Annotated in this window: 18 protein-coding genes; 9 read left to right on the forward strand and 9 right to left on the reverse strand. The window is 35.5% G+C overall.

Annotated features, from left to right (window positions below; translation table 11 throughout):
• Positions 1-74 precede the first annotated feature (74 nt).
• The 7 genes from BLT04_RS02560 to BLT04_RS02590 form a co-directional block, all read right to left on the reverse strand.
• A complete protein-coding gene (locus tag BLT04_RS02560) occupies positions 75-692 on the reverse strand; it encodes a WbqC family protein (RefSeq protein ID WP_089753375.1) in 618 nt (205 codons plus the stop codon).
• Between the two features lie 63 nt (positions 693-755).
• Complete coding sequence (gene lepB / locus BLT04_RS02565; protein WP_089753377.1) at positions 756-2429, reverse strand: signal peptidase I; 1674 nt, start codon at positions 2427-2429, stop codon at positions 756-758.
• Between the two features lie 133 nt (positions 2430-2562).
• Positions 2563-3264, reverse strand: a complete 702-nt coding sequence (dapB, locus tag BLT04_RS02570) for a 4-hydroxy-tetrahydrodipicolinate reductase (RefSeq protein ID WP_089753379.1) — start codon at positions 3262-3264, stop codon at positions 2563-2565.
• 156 nt (positions 3265-3420) lie between these two features.
• On the reverse strand, positions 3421-4059 hold the full coding sequence (locus BLT04_RS02575) for a DUF5683 domain-containing protein (protein ID WP_089753380.1): 639 nt from the start codon (positions 4057-4059) through the stop codon (positions 3421-3423).
• Positions 4060-4950 (reverse strand): ParB/RepB/Spo0J family partition protein, encoded by an 891-nt coding sequence (locus tag BLT04_RS02580; protein ID WP_089753382.1) that lies wholly within the window; start codon positions 4948-4950, stop codon positions 4060-4062.
• Between the two features lie 90 nt (positions 4951-5040).
• The gene (locus BLT04_RS02585; RefSeq protein WP_089753384.1) at positions 5041-5814 is read right to left on the reverse strand and encodes a ParA family protein; all 774 of its coding nucleotides are present in this window, start codon (positions 5812-5814) and stop codon (positions 5041-5043) included.
• Between the two features lie 160 nt (positions 5815-5974).
• On the reverse strand, positions 5975-6817 hold the full coding sequence (locus tag BLT04_RS02590) for an energy transducer TonB (RefSeq protein WP_089753386.1): 843 nt from the start codon (positions 6815-6817) through the stop codon (positions 5975-5977).
• 386 nt (positions 6818-7203) lie between these two features.
• Here BLT04_RS02590 and BLT04_RS02595 point away from each other — a divergent pair, with 386 nt between their 5' ends.
• The 3 genes from BLT04_RS02595 (at position 7204) to BLT04_RS02605 (ending at position 11999) form a co-directional block, all read left to right on the forward strand.
• Positions 7204-8805, forward strand: coding sequence for a hypothetical protein (locus BLT04_RS02595; RefSeq protein ID WP_089753388.1), 1602 nt, complete (start codon positions 7204-7206; stop codon positions 8803-8805).
• 259 nt (positions 8806-9064) lie between these two features.
• Positions 9065-10915, forward strand: coding sequence for a hypothetical protein (locus BLT04_RS02600; RefSeq protein ID WP_139166203.1), 1851 nt, complete (start codon positions 9065-9067; stop codon positions 10913-10915).
• Between the two features lie 247 nt (positions 10916-11162).
• A complete protein-coding gene (locus BLT04_RS02605) occupies positions 11163-11999 on the forward strand; it encodes an N-acetylmuramidase domain-containing protein (protein WP_089753392.1) in 837 nt (278 codons plus the stop codon).
• A gap of 549 nt (positions 12000-12548) precedes the next feature.
• On the opposite strand, the gene BLT04_RS02610 is transcribed toward BLT04_RS02605, so the two are convergent.
• Positions 12549-13835, reverse strand: a complete 1287-nt coding sequence (locus tag BLT04_RS02610; RefSeq protein WP_089753394.1) for an adenylosuccinate synthase — start codon at positions 13833-13835, stop codon at positions 12549-12551.
• A gap of 167 nt (positions 13836-14002) precedes the next feature.
• Between BLT04_RS02610 and BLT04_RS02615 the strand changes: the two genes are divergently transcribed.
• The 3 genes from BLT04_RS02615 to BLT04_RS02625 all read left to right on the forward strand — a co-directional run bounded on the left by BLT04_RS02615 (position 14003) and on the right by BLT04_RS02625 (position 15261).
• On the forward strand, positions 14003-14254 hold the full coding sequence (locus tag BLT04_RS02615) for a type II toxin-antitoxin system ParD family antitoxin (protein WP_089753396.1): 252 nt from the start codon (positions 14003-14005) through the stop codon (positions 14252-14254).
• Positions 14251-14550: a type II toxin-antitoxin system RelE/ParE family toxin gene (locus BLT04_RS02620; protein WP_089753397.1), complete on the forward strand. Its 300-nt coding sequence runs from the start codon at positions 14251-14253 to the stop codon at positions 14548-14550. Before BLT04_RS02615 ends, BLT04_RS02620 begins: the two co-directional genes overlap by 4 nt.
• Before the next feature lie 120 nt (positions 14551-14670).
• On the forward strand, positions 14671-15261 hold the full coding sequence (locus BLT04_RS02625; protein WP_089753399.1) for a hypothetical protein: 591 nt from the start codon (positions 14671-14673) through the stop codon (positions 15259-15261).
• A gap of 93 nt (positions 15262-15354) precedes the next feature.
• On the opposite strand, the gene BLT04_RS02630 is transcribed toward BLT04_RS02625, so the two are convergent.
• Positions 15355-16944, reverse strand: coding sequence for an ABC-F family ATP-binding cassette domain-containing protein (locus BLT04_RS02630; protein ID WP_089754205.1), 1590 nt, complete (start codon positions 16942-16944; stop codon positions 15355-15357).
• Positions 16945-17272: 328 nt separating this feature from the next.
• Here BLT04_RS02630 and hpt point away from each other — a divergent pair, with 328 nt between their 5' ends.
• The 3 genes from hpt (at position 17273) to obgE (ending at position 19597) form a co-directional block, all read left to right on the forward strand.
• Positions 17273-17827, forward strand: coding sequence for a hypoxanthine phosphoribosyltransferase (gene hpt, locus BLT04_RS02635; RefSeq protein WP_089753400.1), 555 nt, complete (start codon positions 17273-17275; stop codon positions 17825-17827).
• A gap of 126 nt (positions 17828-17953) precedes the next feature.
• The gene (locus BLT04_RS02640; protein ID WP_089753402.1) at positions 17954-18532 is read left to right on the forward strand and encodes an adenylate kinase; all 579 of its coding nucleotides are present in this window, start codon (positions 17954-17956) and stop codon (positions 18530-18532) included.
• Positions 18533-18613: 81 nt separating this feature from the next.
• Positions 18614-19597 carry a GTPase ObgE gene (gene obgE, locus BLT04_RS02645; RefSeq protein WP_089753404.1) on the forward strand — a complete coding sequence of 328 codons (984 nt, stop codon included), beginning with the start codon at positions 18614-18616 and terminating at the stop codon, positions 19595-19597.
• Positions 19598-19635: the final 38 nt, after the last annotated feature.

The following is a 19635-nucleotide window of genomic DNA, read 5'->3' on the forward strand; positions in this document are numbered from 1 at the left end:
AAATTTTATTTTAAAATCATGTGTCATTGCTTTATCATTTGAAACTTATGTTTCCGGATAACTGCAATTTCATGTTAATATGATTGTTTAATATTTTTAATATAAGTCAAAGATTCCGGTCCTTTGTTACAAATAAGATCCAAAATCGATAAATCATTCAAAAAACCCAGTTTATCTGTGAAAGTCTGATAATATTCTTCCATCTCAAATTCTGACGGCACTTTTGCGGAAAATTTCTCACGAAAGTTGATCTCTTCAGGATTTTTGATATATTCTACATTCAAAGAGTATGCCTTTTCTGTTTTCAGAATCTGCTGAAGGATTTCCAGTGCTTTTAGATTAAAATCAAGCAAATGGTTTTCTTTTAAATCAAATATTTTCTTCAATTTATCCTCGTAATATTCAAAATACGGAGAACTCTGATACGCTGTTTTAATAGATTTCCAATGAAGGTTTCTCCAATCTTCCCTGTAAGAAATCTCAATGTCCTTTAATTCCCTTTTTCCGTTGTGATGAATGGGAATGATCAATGAAAGCTTTCCGTTTGCGCCATAAATATTGGCTCTATTTCTGTAGGTCTGCTTTGGAAAACTTTCAAACTGTTCAAATAAAATTTCATTATCAGCATTCAAAAATACTGAAAACCAAGAAATTGGCGGCAAATAAAATACCGGTAAAAGTACATTCTTCATATTCACAATACAAAAATGAAGCATTCTTTCAAATACTTCATTTTATTTCTAAATTTATTTAATTTATATCTCGTCTTCTTTTTTTTCTTTCCCCTTTCCAAAGAGTTTCATAAAATACTCCCATCCGAAGAATAGAATAAGTATCATCGCTGCAATCCACCAGTAAGAAGTTTTATTGGCTTCCCCTGTATTTGTCGCTTTAAACATTCTGTCCCAACGAATCTTTTTCGGAGCCTGATAAGAAGAGCTTGCATCTGAGAAAACTCCCTGTACACTCATCCATGTGAACATTGGCCGTCCAACAATATTTTCTTCAGGAACAAAACCAAAGAATCTTGCATCCAGCGAAGCATCTCTGTTGTCCCCAATCATCATATAGTAATCTTGTTTAATTGTATATTGATTAGCTTCTTTTCCGTTGATGAAAATTTTTCCGTTTTTCTTTTCTAAACTGTTGTGTTCGTATTCAGAAATAACCCATTGATACATTGGAAGTGTTTCCTGGTTGATCGCCACTACATCTCCTTTTTTAGGAATTCTTAGCGGGCCGTACCAATCCTGATTCCACGGTTTGTTGATCGGGAAAATAGATTGAGTTGTATCAATGCTTTTTGTATAGGCTGATTTATCGGCATTTAATTTATACGAAATAGTTGCAGAACCTTTTGCATACATATTTTCCGTCATATCAATCACATTCGGTAATGTTTTGATTTCTGCAGCCGTTTTATCTGTAAGACCCTGGAACGTATAAGTGAATCCCTTATCATTCTGCTCTTCCCTTACAGGCAGGAATCCATATGTATTATAAAGCGCAGGAATATCCAACTGAGCTCCCGTATTTACTGTATAAGCATGTTGAACTTCTTGGTCACCCAAAACCGTTTCAGGTTTGTTATTAACGAAAAGTCTTCCGGCTCTCATTTCAAAAACATCACCCGCAACCGCAACACATCTTTTAACATAAGGATCTTTTCTGTCCGTAGCCGTGTGTACCGAATCCTGGGGATAATTGAAAACAACAATATCGTTTTTCTGAGGTTTGCTGAACTGCAAAATTCTTTCGTAAGGCAATTTTATTCCATCTACATACGATTTAGGGTCATCTTTAGGGTTGCCTTTTTCACCGGAATCAAAAATAGTTCCCTGCAGGAAAGGAATTGCCAAAGGGCGCATCGGAAGCCTGTAACCGTAGCTCCATTTGTTAACGAAAAGGAAATCACCTACAAGCAACGTTCTTTCCATTGATCCTGTTGGAATCCCGAAAGGCTGCGTTACAAAAACGTGAATAATCGTCGCAAAAACAACCGCAAAAGTAACAGAGCCTATAAAAGAATCTTTCTTTTTACCTTTCGCAATCTTTTCTTCTTCAGTTAAATATAAATCATTTGAACTTTCATCTTCTATTTCTGCATCTTTAGAATAATTGACTGTTGCCATATAAATAAATGGAAGAATAACCGTCAAAAGCTGGTTCTGGAAAAGGCTTTTCCCGAATTTCTTCATTAAATAAATATGAAAAACCGACATCATGATAGGCCCTACAATCGGTAAATACGATAAAATAGCCCACCATTTCGGATGTTTTGTTTCCTTTAAAATAATAAAGTAATTGTAAAAAGGTATAAATGCGAATAACGGACTATACCCCATTTTCTTGAACAGCTTCCACGTGGAAAGTCCCATCAATACTGATAAAATGAGAACGTAGACTGTATAAGTTAAAAAATAATTCATAAAATTTTTGTGCCTAATCTATACTATAAATGATAAATGGTGAGTGATCAATGATCATCAATTATTCTATTACCAATTGATTACTGACCATTCACTTCTAATTTGTTTGCAATTTAGGGATTTTGTTACAACGTTACAGCCCTAAAACGTCTTTCATAGCGAAATTTCCTTTTTTATCTTTGATCCATTCTGCAGCAACTACAGCGCCCAACGCAAAACCGTCTCTGTTGAAGGCGGTGTGTTTGATTTCAATTTCATCTACTTCACTTCTGTAGAAAACGCTGTGCGTTCCCGGAACCTCATCTTCACGGATCGCGAAAATACCCAACTGATTTCCTTGAGTTTCTTCTAATTTCCACGCGTCAAATTTAGGATTGTTTTTAAAGATACCTTCAGCAATAGAAATTGCCGTTCCGCTAGGTGCATCTTTTTTGTGAACGTGGTGAATTTCTTCCAACTGACAAGAATATTCATCCACATTTTTCATTAAATCAGCCAATTTTTCGTTTAAAGCAAAGAATAAATTCACTCCTAAGCTAAAATTTGAGCCATATAAAAATGCTGTTCCGTTTTCAACAGCAAGATTTTCAATTTCTTCTTTCTTTTCCAGCCAGCCCGTCGTTCCGCAGATTACCGGAATTTTGTTTTCCAGACAAGCTTTAATATTATCGAAAGCTACTTCAGGCAAAGAAAATTCGATAACAACTTCCGGATTATTAAGATTTTCAGCAGTTGGCGTTTCTTTAAGGCGGGCAACGACTTCATGACCTCTTTTGGTCGCAATTTCATCAATGATTTTACCCATTTTCCCGTATCCAACTAATGCTATTTTCATATTTTATTTATTTACCTGTCTTTTTTTAACGCAAAGATCGCAAAGATTTTATTTAACTACTAAATGTTTTTAAGTTCGCAAAGCATGAACTACGTTTGTAAACCTTCAGTTTATACTCAGCAAAGAGCTTACTTAACAGTTTATCTATTAATTATTTTAAAATCTATAACTTAAACTTATCCCTGTTTTCGGAGGGTTAATTCCGTATTGATCCTGAATAACCGCAGGATTGAAAGTCAGATCCGGATCATGGCGACTTTCGTATAAATGCGCATCTACAACTGCATCTACAATGTTTAAAATATAAATTAAACCTGTAATGGCGATGGCATAATCTCTCTGTCTTTTTGATCTGTCCTGTGCATTTCCTAACGCCACTTTATCCAGCCACGGGTGACTGTCAACAAATTCGTTGGGAGTTCCGTTTAATTTGGAGATATAATATTCGCGGTATGTTTTGTACTGTCTGTCGTTCCATATTGCAATACCTACTCCGGCTCCTACTGCGCCCCAAACGATTGGGATTTTCCAATATTTTTTATTGTAAAACTGGCCTAATCCGGGGAAAACAGCAGAATATAATCCTGCTTTCGTAGGATTAAGCTTTAAAGTTTTCTTTGTCGGTCCGTTTGCGCTTTCAAGATCTGCAACCACTTTGGATTCAGATTTTTCAGGTTTTGCCGCAGAAATACTGTCTTTCGGATGATATTCTACCCGAATCGTATCATTAGGATTTACCTGTGAGTAGGCAATAGCAAACAGACACAAGAAAAAAGTGAAAAATATTTTCTTCATTTATTTAATATGAGATAAAATATACTCCAGCTCATCTTCATTTTTGAAGTCCAGAACAATTTTACCTTTTTTACCATTTGGGGAGGCTTTAATCTCCACTTTTACTTCTAAAATATCTGCAATTGTTTTCTGGGCTCTCTTATAATTATTTGAAAGCTCAGCTTTTGCTTTTTTTGCAGCCGGTGATTTTGGATTTTTCAGTGCTGTGGCAGCCTGCTCAGTCTGACGGACATTCAGTTTTTCTTTAATAATTAAATCAAATAAAATCTGCTGATGCTCTTCGTTTTCAAGACTGATAATCGCTCTTCCGTGACCTGCTGAAATCTCACCGCTTCTGATGGCATTCTGAATATCCGGATTTAACCTTAACAATCTGATAGAGTTGGTGATCGTACTTCTGTCCTTTCCTACTCTCTGGCTCAGATTTTCCTGGGTAAGACCGATTTCTTCCATTAATCTTTGATAGGTTAATGCAATTTCGATCGCGTCAAGATCTTCCCTCTGGATATTTTCAACAAGAGCCATCTCAAGAAGCTCCTGATCATTTACCAGACGGATATACGCCGGAATAGATGTTAAACCCGCAATTTTACTTGCTCTGAAACGTCTTTCCCCAGATATGATTTCGAACTTTTCACCATCTTTTCTTAGTGTAATAGGTTGAATTACACCAAGATTTTCTATAGACTGCGCTAGTTCGTTTAATGCTTTTTCGTCAAAATAAGTTCTTGGCTGGGTGGGGTTCGGATAAATATCTTCGATTGCAACTTCTACGATATTTCCCACAAATTTATCTGCTCCTTCATCAGTAGCAGAATTGACCGTTGCTTTGGATTCCGCACTAAGAATTGCGCCCAAACCACGTCCCATCGCTCTTTTTTTGTCCTTCATATTATAATTGATAATTGATCAGCCATAAATGATTTAATAACAATGCACTTATTGACTATTCATCATTCACTTATTGACCATTTTCTATATTTAATTCTTAACTAATTTTTCGTTGTTCAGCAAAACCTCTTCTGCCAATTGAATATACTGGATCGCTCCTTTACTTTCTGCATCGTAGTTTAAGATACTTTCACCAAAACTTGGCGCTTCACTTAATCTTACGTTTCTGCTGATGATTGTTTCGAAAACCATTTCAGGGAAGTGAGCATTTACCTCTTCCACCACCTGATTAGACAATCTCAATCTGCTGTCATACATCGTAAGCAGCAAACCTTCGATATCTAAATCCTTATTATGGATTTTCTGAACGTTTTTGATGGTATTTAATAACTTTCCAAGACCTTCCAACGCGAAATACTCACATTGAATTGGGATAATTACAGAATCTGCTGCGGTAAGAGCGTTTACCGTAATTAAACCTAAACTCGGCGCACAGTCGATGATAATATAATCGTAATCATCTCTTACACTTTGCAATGCTTTTTTAAGCATATATTCACGGTCTTCTTTGTCTACCAATTCGATTTCCGCTGCTACCAGGTCAATGTGAGAAGGTACAATATCAAGATTCGGTGTTGAAGTCTTTTTGATACAGCTTTTGGTATCCATGCTGTGTTCTAATAAATTGTAAGTAGAATACTGCACATCATCTACCCCTAGACCAGACGTTGCATTTGCCTGAGGATCAGCATCAATGATTAATATTTTCTTCTCCAATACACCTAATGCCGCTGCAAGATTTACAGCCGTTGTAGTTTTACCTACACCGCCTTTTTGATTAGCGATTCCTATGATTTTTGCCATTATTAGAACTTTAAGCACCAAAAATACGCTTTTTTCTTTGCTCTCAATGAATGACTAAAACTAAAATTGAGTTAAAATATTGTTAATAAGGATTTTAAGTATAAAAAAAATTATCCACAAAAAATAGCTTTTTGTGGATAAGTGTTCGAGATTGTTTATATTAATTATCAAATTTCATCGAGATCGGGAATTTGAAATAACTTCTTACGGCCTGCCCCTGTTTGTTTTTGCCGGGTTTCCAAGTTCCTTTGATCAGCTTGATTACTCTAACGGCTTCACTATTAAAAGAAACGTCTTTACCATCGGCTTTAATTCCGGAAATGGTTCCGTTGGTTTCAACAATGAAAGTAATGGTAGTTTTCATTACATCTCCAGAATCTTCAAAACCTGAAGTATCGAATTTGTTCATCACTTTATCTCTGAAAGCGTTGATCCCTCCGTCGAAGCTTGCTTCTACACTAAGCTCACCTGAATTTGCAATTTTATTAGGATCTGTTTCAGTGGGTTGTGGTTTTACAGCCGGTCCATTTCCTAGAGTAACTGTTGGTGCAGGTGGCGTATAAGTATTCGGCTTTGCAGGCTCAGCTTTAAAATCATTTTTAAAACCAGCGACCGCGTCATCTGGAATTACCTGCTTTACTGGTTCCACAGCATTATTTGTAGGCGTGGGAACTGTACTATCATATTGTTTTACATCCGGAGTTGATGTTGGTTTTACGGGCTCAATTTTTATTGGAGGCGTTTCTACCACATCCGGCGGAACCGTCGGATCTATCAAATCATAAATAATTGGAGGTGCTTCAGTAGGTGCTTCCTCTTTGAATGCCGAAATAGCAAAAGGCGTAATTGAAATTGCAGCCAACAAGCTTACTCCTATAAAAAGGGATTTTGTAAGTATTCTGTCTGATTCGTTTCGTAAAACATAAGCGCCGTATTCTTTGTTGCGGTGCTCAAAAAGAACTTCGTTGAAGCGAAATTCGTCATTTTGGTGTAAGTGTTTCATCACTATAAATATTAAACTGTTAATAAATGATGATTATTAGTTTTATTAGTTCTTATCGATAAGCATTGAATCAATATCAAAATTTCTGCCAAATAATTGTTAAAATATCAACATTTTAAAAATTTTTATAATAATCTCTAAAATTAGCTATGCTAAAAATAATAACATTCTCTATTTGAAGGCAATATGATTTCTAATTTCCATTAATAATGTTGTTTTAATTATTAAAACTCAACATAAAAGTAAAAAACAGTAAAAACCACACCCCGAAATCGGAAAATCACTGAGGAATTCCTTGTGTACCTGACAGATATTTGTACCATACAAAATCGGGGAACGCTGAAAACCGAAAAGAGTAAGCAAAGAAAAATTTAAAACTTATAATTATGCCAACACTAACTCAAGAAGCAAGATCAAACTCATTAATGAGCATGCTTTTAAAACAAGTTTATGATTCTGTAACCAACGGCGGAGATCCGGATTCTATCGGTCCAAATGATTTTATTGCATTCGACCCGATCGGAATTACATTAACCGAAGATACTTTCGATTATGCTTTAAACGGCCTTTTTGGAAATGCTCCGGCTCCAAAACCATTGCTTGACGGAACAGGAAAACCAATTTTAGATGCCAACGGAAATCCTAAAACCAATTTAGAGGAATTCCAAAACGCAATGAAAGAAAGCAAATTCCGAAAATACCTTCAAATGGAGCAGTTTTCGGCTATGGTAGATGCCATTCCTTCTCAATTGCCGCCACTTACAGAAAGCGGAAACGGAAGAATGATGACAATTTTTAATGATTCTTCAAAAAGAGTTTCAAAAGTTTACGAAGATTTAATGCAGTGGTCTGTGGTTGTAGACACGCCAATGGATCCTAAGGTTGAAAAAAACCTTGAAAAACTGAGAGATAAATTATTCAAAATAAAAGTGGTGAAAAACCCTGATTTTGATGAAAATGCTCCTGTTGATGATTTAAATAAACCTGAGCTGCACCAGACTTTCGTTGCTCCGATGTATTCTAAATACATTGAGTATCAGATGAAATACTACGATATCGTCAACACAAACAATTCAATAAGAATTGATGCTGATAATGGTGATCCTGATGCGATGGCCACTTTATCTATCGATGGTAAAAACATGAAAAAAAGAGAAGATGCAGCTTTAAAAGCATGGCAATCTTTAGGTTACAAGGAAGCGGTGGAAAGAATTCAGAATTATCTGAGCGAAATTGAAGAAAAGCACATGTTGGTCATCAAAAAACGCCTTCAGTCGGAATTCAGAAACAGCCAGAGAACAAGAGTGATCGATTATATCAATTATTCGCCATCAATTCCGATTTCTGCAAATGCTTTAAAGGAATCTAAAACATGGCCAACCATCTCAATGTACGAAGGAAGCGCGCACAGCGATTATTCTAAAACAATTCATAACTGGAGCGCAGGTGCAGGATTTAGTCTTGGATTATTCAGTATCGGTGCAAGAAACAGCGGTAATACGTCACGAACATCGATGAATACGGATTTCAGCAACCTTAAAATTTCATTTAAACTTGGAAAAGTAAGAGTAGAAAGAGGATGGTTCAGCGAAGAATTTGTAGAATCAAAATACTGGAAGCTTCACGAAAACTCACCACAATCATTAAACGGAGACATCATCAGTGACGGTAAAGGAAAAGGTTTAATGCCGATGATCGTTACAGAACTGATTATTGCAAGAGATGTTGTATTGGATTTCAGCGAAAACAGTACAGCTTACAAAGCGGCAAGCACAAAAATCAGCAGCGGAGCGGCAGTGGGAATCGGGCCATTCGTATTCGGTGGAAGCCATAATTACGAAAACCAAAATTCTCAAAGCAACGCAAAATGGAGCGGTAAAAAACTGCAGTCAGACGGCATTTACATTATCGGATACAAATGTCATGTAGTTCCAAAATCTCCAAATCCAAATCCGGATATCAAAGTCTGGACAGACGGTAAATCATAATATTCTTTTTATAATAAGGATAACCGGCAGAAGCTTTTTTCTGTCGGTTATTTTCAAAAACTCTTTATTTTTTAACACAAAGTTTGTTAAGATTTTTTTGAAAAATTTACCGCTGTTTTCTCGTTCCCAAAGGCGTTCTACTTAACTAAGACCTCAAAGATTTTAATTGCTGGAAAAAGCTGAATATTAAAATAACTTTAAATAAAACTGAAAACAAACAACCAGCAACTAAAAACCATTAACCCAAAAACCTAAAGCCATGAAATACTTTGTTGCCGTTTACCAGAAACTCAGAGACATTTATATGTCGCAAAGCTCGATGGAGAATGATCTGCCGATGATTTGCCCTTCTTTGAGAATGTATGAAAATGAAGAACTTGAATTGCTGAAACCTCAAAGTCTGCTGAATGATGATCAAAAAAAGGCACTTTCTATTATTAAAAAGCAGAATGTGGCTTATGAGCTCAATTCTGTGCCCATTTCGCCTAATTTTTGGGATCTGAATCCGAATAATTCTTTGTTTGATATTTACAGAGATATTTTAGATAAGAATAATTTAAAAGATCTTGAGGAAAATTTAGAAAAAGTTGTCGCCAGTCAAAGCACCGTTCTTTATGACTCAAAAAATGCGGAAACCAAAGAATTTAAGGCTTATAAAAAGTACAGAATCCTTCATGAAGAAGCTATCAACAACATCACTTCCCATCTCGAATTATTCGATACACTGGATACTGACGATGAAAAAAATAACTGGAATGACAAATTAATCAACCTCAACAACATCAAAGAACTCGCCTTCTCCGAATGGAAAGTAAAAGGCTCTAAAGATTTGATTGAAAAAGAATTAACGAAAATCAACAAAGCTTCTGAAGCCGATCTTTATCTGGCAATGGCCCAAAATGCAAAAAATACTTTTAATGCTGCCGAAAAAACAGATGTTATCAGCAATTCTTCCATTCATGATATTAATTTTATTCCATATGATTTTATGGAAAACGAATCGGGCTGGAATAACATAAGAATCGAAAAAGCAGAGCTTGAAACTTTACACCAGACCGCCAAAAACAGCAATGAAAATCTGCCTTCTGAAATTCTTTCGATAGATTATGACGAAAGCGTGATTCAGGCTGTGGAACTGGATTATTCGTTTGTTCATCTAAAAAGAAACTGGTTCAATAAAAACTTCATGCTCTCCAATCTTTTCGAATGGAATGAGCCTAAAAAAATATCAGACGGACAAACCATTTCAACAGATTTTAAACTTCCCGCGATCACAAAAACGATGATGCTGATTAAAAATTTAAAAATAATTTTAGATCCGTCCATTACGAATGATACAGTAAATAATCCTAATCAATTGATTTATTTTGGTCCGTTGATCTTAAAACAACAGCTTTTTGTGAATAAAAGTAACAATCAGAAATTCCTGAAAGCCGTAACGAATGTAAGAACCATAAAATCTGATCAATTAAACACTTTAACCCGAAAAACTGCCGTCGCTGAAACCTTAAAAGCTTCTCCTGCGGAATTTGTATCAAAACCAGCTGCTCAACCTGTTCCGGAAGCCGTAAAAGTAAATCCGAATGTTGCTTTTAATAGAGTTAATATGACCGCTTTAAATACTGCAATAAATGCAAGACCAGTAATGCCTGCTCCCCATATTGCAACGCCTGTTCAGCCACAACCAACACCCGTAAAACCTGTCAATCCGGTTGTTACAGGACCGATCAGAATTCCCGGGATTTTTGTTCCGATAAAAGTTCCGGTTCAGGTACAGCCAACTGCAGCAATGGTACAGTTTAAAGTTTTCGATAAAATAAACAATGATCCTGTTTACAAATGCTCGCTTTCCATTAAAGGGACGAACAATAACAGGTTTTATGAGATAGAAACCAACGAAATCGGAATGATCACCCAAATGATCCCGATCGGAGAATACAGCATCGAGCTCAGAATTGATGATTATGCCATTTTACAGCAAAATTTCAGCGTAACGACCACAAATCCATTAAACCTGGAATACAGATTACAGAGAGAGGAAGTAAAATTTAAATCTTTCTTTCTGATCGGAATGATTTGCGAGAGAATGCCGAGAATACCTGTTAATTAATTCTTTTGTCTTGAAACAAAAGAATCAAAAATTCAAGACTTGGAATCTTTCGCTAAAAATAAAGTCTGTTCTCTAAAAATTCTAAAACTTGCGCGAATTTGATATTTGTTTTTAGTTCAAAATTTGTGTCGCGCTTCAAACAGTAGAATTTTCTTAACGTTCACAGAATTTATTTTCTTAACGCTACAGCTTCCTATGTCGTTTTAATACAATACCACTTAAATTTTAAACCTAAAAAACAACAGCCATGAAACTTTTAAAATACTACACAAAATCACCGGAAGTCACTACACTTTGTGAACTTCTTTATAAACAAGGATATAACATCAAAATTTCAGATTCTTTTTCTCTGGAAGTTGATGCAGCCGTGAAAGATTTTCAACGAAAAAACTCTTTAGTCGTAGACGGAATTGTCGGAATGAAAACGTGGACCGTTCTGCTTCAGAAAAATTCAGCTCTGGCTCCGACAAATTCAGCAGATAAATTCTTAAAAGAAAGTGACTTAATCACTTTTGCAGATCAATATGATCTTGAATTGGCTGCCGTAAAAGCCGTCAACGAAATTGAAAGCAGCGGAAAAGGATTTTTAATTAATAATAAACCCAAAATTCTTTTTGAAGGACACATTTTCTGGAATGAATTAAAGAAAAGAGGAATTGACCCAAATGCCTATTACAACGCCAACCACAAGGATGTTTTATATCCAAAATGGACAAAAATCTATTATCAGGGCGGCGTAAAAGAATACGACAGGCTGAATGAAGCTATGACTTTAGCAAACGATCCGAAATTCAGAGAGGCAGCATTGTCTTCTGCTTCGTGGGGAAGTTTTCAGATTATGGGTTTTCATGCAAAACCGCTTGGATATTCGGACGTAGCCGATTTTGTTGCCAAAATGGAAGTGAATGAAGGGGAACATTTGAAAGCTTTTGGAAAGTTTCTTGAGAAAAACGGACTTTTAACTCATTTGAGAAATAAAAGTTGGGCAAATTTTGCGAAAGGCTACAACGGCGGAGGCTATAAGCTGAATAAATATGATGAAAAATTAGCAAAAGCTTATGCTAAATATTCTAAAACTAATTAACCAATTTATATTTTGACGCATTGTTTAAAGCTCCCTTTGCGTTGAATGATATTTTTTCTCCTGCATTTTTTGTGGGAGTTTTTTTGTTTTTTAAGCACGGATTTCACAGATGATTATGTTATAAGTTATCCACTCCGTTTGTCATCCTGGAAGGATCTCAATAACGTGTTCAAAAGCTTAGTTTAGATCCTTTCAGGATGACAAACAGAGTATTGAATTGGTCGTGATAGATTGAAAAAATAACGAATACCTAGCCCCGATTGGAGCATTTGTTTGAGCTCATTTTTTTAATTTCGGCGGCGGCTTTGCCGCCGCCGAAATTAAAAAAATAGCGAGTGCGGAAAGCGGGAAAAAGCTTCTGAAAAAGATGGAAGTTGGAGGTTGGGTAATGGATGATGGAAGTTTATATGATCGTGGATAGGAGATTCTTCATTCGTCAGAATGACAATCTTTGTGCTATAGATTGCTTCGTTGCTCACGCTCCTCGCAATGACATAAAAAAGAGACTGTCAAATTTGACAGTCTCTTTTAATTTATTTAAAAAATTCCTTAGAATAATTCTTTTCTGATAATGTTTTGGCTTCTTTCGGGACCTACAGAAACTAAGTAAACGTTGATTCCCAAATACTTTTCGATAAATTCGATGTATTTCTGAGCAGTATCAGGAAGTTCGTCGTAGCTTCTTACTTTTGTTAAATCTTCGTTCCAACCCGGTAGATCTTGGTAAATCGGCTCGTAGTTGTATAATTTTTCTGTTGAAGAAGTGAAATAATCGATGATTTTTCCGTCTTCAGTTTTGTAATGCGTAACGATTTTAAGGTTTTCGATTCCTGTAAGAACGTCTAATTTAGTAATCACTAAGTTATTGATACCGTTGATCATACAAGCATGTTTCAAAGAAACAAGGTCTAACCAACCCGTTCTTCTTGGTCTACCTGTCGTAGCTCCGAACTCACCTCCGATCTGTCTGATTTTCTCACCTAATTCGTTGTCCAATTCAGAAGGGAACGGTCCGTTTCCAACTCTTGTGCAGTATGCTTTGGCAACACCGATAAGGTTTTGAAGGGATGTTGGCGGAACACCGGCTCCTGTACAAACTCCTCCTGTAGATGGAGAAGATGAAGTTACGTAAGGATATGTTCCGAAGTCAATGTCTAGCATCAACGCCTGAGCGCCTTCGAATAAAACGTTTTTACCGTCTCTGATGGCTTCGTTCAATTCAACTTCTGTATCTACGATTCTGTGTTGAAGCTGTTTTCCGATCTCTAAAAATTCGTTGTAAATTTCTTCAACGTCTAATGTCGGTTTTCCGTAATATTTTTCGAAAAGAGAGTTTTTAACTTTTAAGTTTTTCTCAATTTTATCTCTTAAAATCTCAGGATTCAAAAGATCTACCATTCTGATACCGATTCTTGCGATCTTATCTTCATAGCACGGTCCGATTCCTTTTTTGGTCGTTCCGATCTGCGTTCCTCCATGTTCTTCTTCACGGTAAGTATCCAAAAGAATGTGGTAAGGCATGATGACATGCGCTCTTCTGCTGATAAAGATGTGGTCTGTTCTTAGGCCTTTACTCTCGATCTGACCTACTTCTCTAATGAAAGATTTAGGATTTACCACTACTCCATTCGCAATGATACACTTCCCTTTGCACTGTAGAACTCCTGAAGGAAGAAGGTGTAAAACAAATTTCTCTTCACCCACATAAACCGTGTGACCAGCGTTGTCTCCTCCTTGGAAACGAACAACATAATCCGATTTTGCCGATAAAACATCCGTGATTTTTCCTTTACCTTCATCTCCGTATTGAAGACCTACAACTACGTAAGTTGACATATTTTACTTTTGTTTTTAGATTCATGCAAAATTACTTTTAAAAAATTGGGTGGGCAAATTTGTGGTGGATTTTATTTTTGGATACTGTAAAGAAAAAAAACATTCCTCTTGAAAAATAGTTTTGAATAAGTACCAAGAATTGGTATCTTTGATTTAAAATTAAAATAATGGCAAAAAACACATCCATATTATTAGGCGATTATTTCGATAATTTTATTAATCAACAAATTAAATCTGGGAAATATTCTTCTGCAAGTGAGGTGATCAGAACAGCTTTAAGAATGTTTGAATATGAAGAATCTAAGAAATCAGAATTAGTCAATGAATTAAAAAAAGGTGAAAAATCCGGATTTGTTGAGAATTTTGACCGTAAAGAGTTTCTGAAAAGTCTACATCAAAAACATTCTGCTGACTCATGAAATACAGAATCAGTAAAGAGGCATTAAATGATTTAGAAAAAATTTGGTTATATACTTTTGAAATCTGGTCGAAAGAACAGGCAGACCATTATTTTGACTTACTTATGGATGAAATTGAATATTTATCTGAAAATCCGAAATCTGGAAAAGATTACAATGAAATCAGAAAAGAATATTTTCGTTCGAGAGTAAAATCACATTTTATCTTTTATAAAATTAATTTAAAAAATGAAGAAATTGAAATCATCAGAATTCTTCATCAACAAATGGATATTTCATCTAGATTGGATGAATGATTATATTCTTCTTGAAAACCTTTTAATATTAATTTATTTCTGATCTTTATCCATTCACCTATTTTTCAAATTATCTTATATTTGATTGTCAATTATAACAAAAAAACACACTAAAAAATTATGAACAAAAAATTAAAATTTCTCGCAACTTTATCATTATTCATAACTCTTTCTTTAAATGCTCAAAACAAAGTGACTGATTATTTGAATATTTCTGGTCCTATCAAAATTGATAATAAGACCTATAATTTAGCATGGAGTTCTCATCCAAATGAAAATTATTATAAACAAGAATACTTAGCTTCAAATGAGAATATCGAAAAATATAATACATTAATTATGATTGATTTTGTGAAGGGAGATTTCAAACTTGAAGATGCAGTTAATCAAAAAGTAAGTGAACTTGAAAAAATGAAGGAATCAAACCCGATCATAAATTATAAAACCTATGAAAATAATGGGGAATATATTTTAGATTTTCTTATCACTGAAAATTCAAAAGATGGAAAAGAAATATTAATCGCAGAAAGAAATGTGTACCATTATAAGCTTATCACAGATGGTAAAAATAAAGGAATATTACTTTTTGGGATAAGTGAGAGAGGTTACAAGGAAAATATAGAGCAATTTTTCAACAATCTAAAAGATAATTCATCTAAACTAATAGAAGCGATTGGAAATTACAAACTACCGAATGTTGAATTAAAATAAAAATTATCATTCCATAGAAGTTTAAACTATCTTTTTCAACTTATTATAGTTCAGAATCCTACGGAATGACAAAAAATATTTAAAAATGTGTGATTAGTCCAAGACAACCTCATTCTCCACCCCAATCTCCTCCAAAAAAAACCCATCATGCGAAATCACAACCAAAGTTCCATGATAATCTTTAATAGAATTCGTGAGAATTTCCACGTTTTGAAGGTCTAAATTATTCGTCGGTTCATCGAGAATAATCATATCCGGAGCTTTATTGCTGATGGAAAGTCCACACAGAAGAAGTCGCAGCCGTTCTCCGCCGCTCAGAACATCACACTTTTTGTCCCAGCTTTCTTTTCCGAATAAAAATCGTGATAATAAAGTTTTCACTTCCGATTCCTGCAACGCATTATCGTTGAACTGTTGGGCAAAATCATAAATCGTCCAACTTTTATCAATCAAAGAATATTCCTGATCAATATAAATTGTCTGAAAATCTGACCGCGAAATTTTCCCGACAGAAGGTCGCAAATCTCCCAACAACAGCTTGATTAACGTCGTTTTCCCCGAACCATTGGAGCCTTTGATAGAAATTCTGTCACCGCTTCGGATTTCAAGATTGAGGTTTTCTTTCCACAGATTTTCATCATCATATTTGAAATTAATTTCCGTCCCCGAAATCAAGATTTTCCCCGAATGCAGATTTGAATCATTGAAATTCACTTTCATCTGATCTGCATTTCTTACAGATGAACGCAAATCCCGCAAATCACCGGAAATATCATTGATTTTCTCGGCATGAATCCCTTTTAATTTCGAAGAATTTTTCTCAGCATTGTTTCTCAAAGTATTCATCATAATTCTCGCCACACCCGATTTTTCCTGCTTTTGTTTTCCTCTTGCATCGAGCTTTTGCTTTCGTTCAAGCGTTTCACGTTCTTTTTCTTTGGCTTTTTTTAAAGCGCGTTCTTTTGAGTGAATATCGTTTTGTAGTGCTTCATTTTCAATTTCTTTTTGTTCGGCATAAAAATCAAAATTTCCGCCATAGGTCGAAATTCCTTGATTGCTTAATTCAAAAATTGTATCGACCAAATTCAACAAAGTTCGGTCATGACTGACAATCACAACCGTTGAATTCGTCTTTTCAATAAAATCATACAACAGGTTTCGACCATCAAGATCGAGATGATTGGTTGGTTCGTCCAATAAAATAATTTCAGGTTGATTGATTTGAATTCCTGCCAGAAAAACCTTTGTTTTTTGTCCGCCACTCAGGTTTTCCAATGTATGATTTAGATCTAAATTTTCAAGTTTCCAGTGCTGTAAAGCAATTTGACAGCGTTCTTCGATGTCCCAGTCATCATTTAAAACTTCAAAATAAATTTCATCCACTTCGCCATTTGTTATTTTTTGAAGTGCTTCTAGTTTTTTGTTAATTTTTAAACATTCTGCGACCGTCAGATGATTAAAATTCCCAAACATCTGCGGAACATAGAAAATATCACCTTGAATATTGATATTTCCTTCCAAAGGTTCAATTTCGTTTGCTATGATTTTCAGCAGGGTAGATTTTCCCATGCCGTTGCTTCCGACCAAAGCCGATTTGGTATGAGTTGGTATCGTTAAATTAATAGAATTAAACAGCAGATTCCCTGCCGGAAACCCAAAGGATATATTGTGTAGAAAAAGCATGATTTCTTTCTTAATAAGGTTAAACTTCAATAACATTTTCGTTATTGTTCAATTAAATCTTAAAGAAATTGTATCCTACATTATCGTTTTGGGCTTTGTGAATTGCAAAGGTAATAATTTTTGATTATTTAAAATTATTATTTCCCATCGGGTTTCACCCAATTCTATTGTTGTTTCGCCACTTCGTGGCTCATTAAGATAGATTCAAAATCAAAATACGTAAAAACTCCGCAACACAGAAAAGTATAAATCCTTAAAATGCAATCCCCTCAAACTCATAAAAAACTTTCATCAAAAATCCGTAACTTTGCCGCCTACTAAAAATTTTATGGAAAGTATTAAAGTTCACGACAAAACTTTTGTTCCTTATTTGGAGGACGCCGAAATTCAGGAGATTGTAAAAGCGACAGCTTTAAAAATTTATGAAGATTATAAGGACGAAGTTCCTGTTTTCATTGGTGTGCTGAACGGCGTTATCATGTTCTTCTCAGACCTTTTGAAGCATTATCCGGGACCTTGTGAGATTGTATTTATCCAGATGAGCTCTTACGCAGGAACCGAATCTACGGGAATCGTTTACCAGAAAATGGAACTGACAAAAGATGTAAAAGACCGTCACATTATCCTGGTAGAAGATATTGTGGATACAGGAAATACCGTTGAGAGCCTTTTTAAATATTTTAACGAAACGCAACGTCCGAAATCTGTAAAAATCGCTTCTTTCCTATTAAAGCCTGAGGTTTATAAGAAAGATTTCAAGCTGGATTATATCGGAAAGGAAATTCCAAACAAATTTGTTTTGGGCTACGGATTGGATTACGATGAATTAGGTAGAAATTTACCTAATCTGTATCAATTGGAAGAAGGACAAATCAATCATTAGATTGCCTATAGCTATTAGCTACTGGCTTTTAGCTTTAAATATTAAATCGAAAAAAAGTAAAATATTAACTAAATTAAAGCTAGAAGCAAGAAGCCAACCGCCAATTGCCAAAAGCACTTCAAAATTATGATAAACATTGTTCTGTTCGGCCCTCCAGGAAGTGGAAAAGGAACTCAAGCTCAGAATCTGATCGAAAAATTTAATTTAAAGCAAATCTCAACAGGTGATCTTTTCAGATTTAACATGAAAAATGATACCGAACTTGGGAAACTGGCAAAATCATACATCGATAAAGGAGAATTGGTTCCGGATCAGGTAACGACAGATATGCTGATTGACGAGATCAGAAAGCCGACCGATGCTGCAGGATTTATTTTCGACGGATATCCAAGAACTGCGGTGCAGACAGAAGCGTTGGAAAAAATCGTAAAAGAAGAGCTCAATGATGAGATTGATGTTTGTCTTTCATTGATTGTTGAAGATTCAATTTTAGTTGAAAGATTACTGAAAAGAGGAGAAATCAGCGGAAGATCTGACGACAGCAATGTAGAAATTATCGAAAATAGAATTAAAGAATACTACGCAAAAACTGCCGAAGTTGCCGAATTGTATAAGCAGCAGGGCAAATATGTAGAGATCAACGGGGTTGGCGAAATCAACGAAATCTCTGAAAAGCTTTTTGCTGAAGTAGAAAAAATAAAATAAGGAATTAGGGCTTAGGTATTAGGTAATAGATATTTACGCTAAAACCTGAGCTCTAAGCCCTACATCCTAAGCCCTAAAATTATGTCAAATTTTGTAGATTACGTAAAGATTCATTGTAAAAGCGGCCATGGTGGTGCAGGTTCTGCGCATCTTCGCCGTGAAAAATATATTCCGAAAGGTGGCCCTGATGGGGGAGACGGAGGCCGGGGCGGTCACGTTATCATGAAAGGAAATGCCAATGAATGGACTTTACTTCCCCTTCGGTACACCCGTCACGTAAAAGCTGAACGCGGTGAAAACGGAGGAAAAAACCAATTAACAGGAGCTTACGGAGCGGATGTTTATATTGAGGTTCCGATCGGGACTATTGCTAAGAATGAAGAAGGAGAAATTATCGGTGAAATCCTTGAAGACGGCCAGGAAATCATCCTGATGGAAGGTGGAATGGGCGGAAAAGGAAATGAGCATTTTAAATCTTCTACCAACCAGACTCCCAGATTCGCACAACCGGGAATGGACGGCCAGGAAGGTTATGTTGTTTTCGAGCTTAAAATTTTGGCTGATGTAGGATTGGTAGGTTTCCCGAATGCCGGCAAGTCTACTCTTTTAGCGTCTGTCTCTGCTGCAAAACCGAAAATTGCGAATTATGCATTTACGACTTTAACGCCTAATTTAGGAATCGTGGATTACAGAAATTATAAATCTTTTGTAATGGCTGATATTCCGGGGATTATTGAAGGTGCAGCGGAAGGAAAAGGTCTCGGACACAGATTTTTAAGACATATTGAAAGAAATTCGATCTTATTATTTTTAATTCCGGCTGATTCTGAAAGTCATTTCCAGGAATTTAAGATTTTAGAAAACGAATTGAAAGAATATAATCCTGAATTACTGGATAAAGATTTTATTATTTCGATTTCAAAATCCGATCTTTTGGATGAGGAACTGCGAAAAGAAGTCGCAGCAGAATTCCCTGAAAACAGAAAGCCGTTATTTTTCTCCGGAGTTACCAGCGAAGGTTTAATGGAACTGAAGGATGCTATCTGGAAGAAGCTTCACGGATAAAATTCATGCATATAAAAATTAAAAGGAGAAACATGTGC

Origin of the sequence: Chryseobacterium soldanellicola (assembly GCF_900100115.1) — a bacterium.
GTDB lineage: Bacteria > Bacteroidota > Bacteroidia > Flavobacteriales > Weeksellaceae > Chryseobacterium > Chryseobacterium soldanellicola.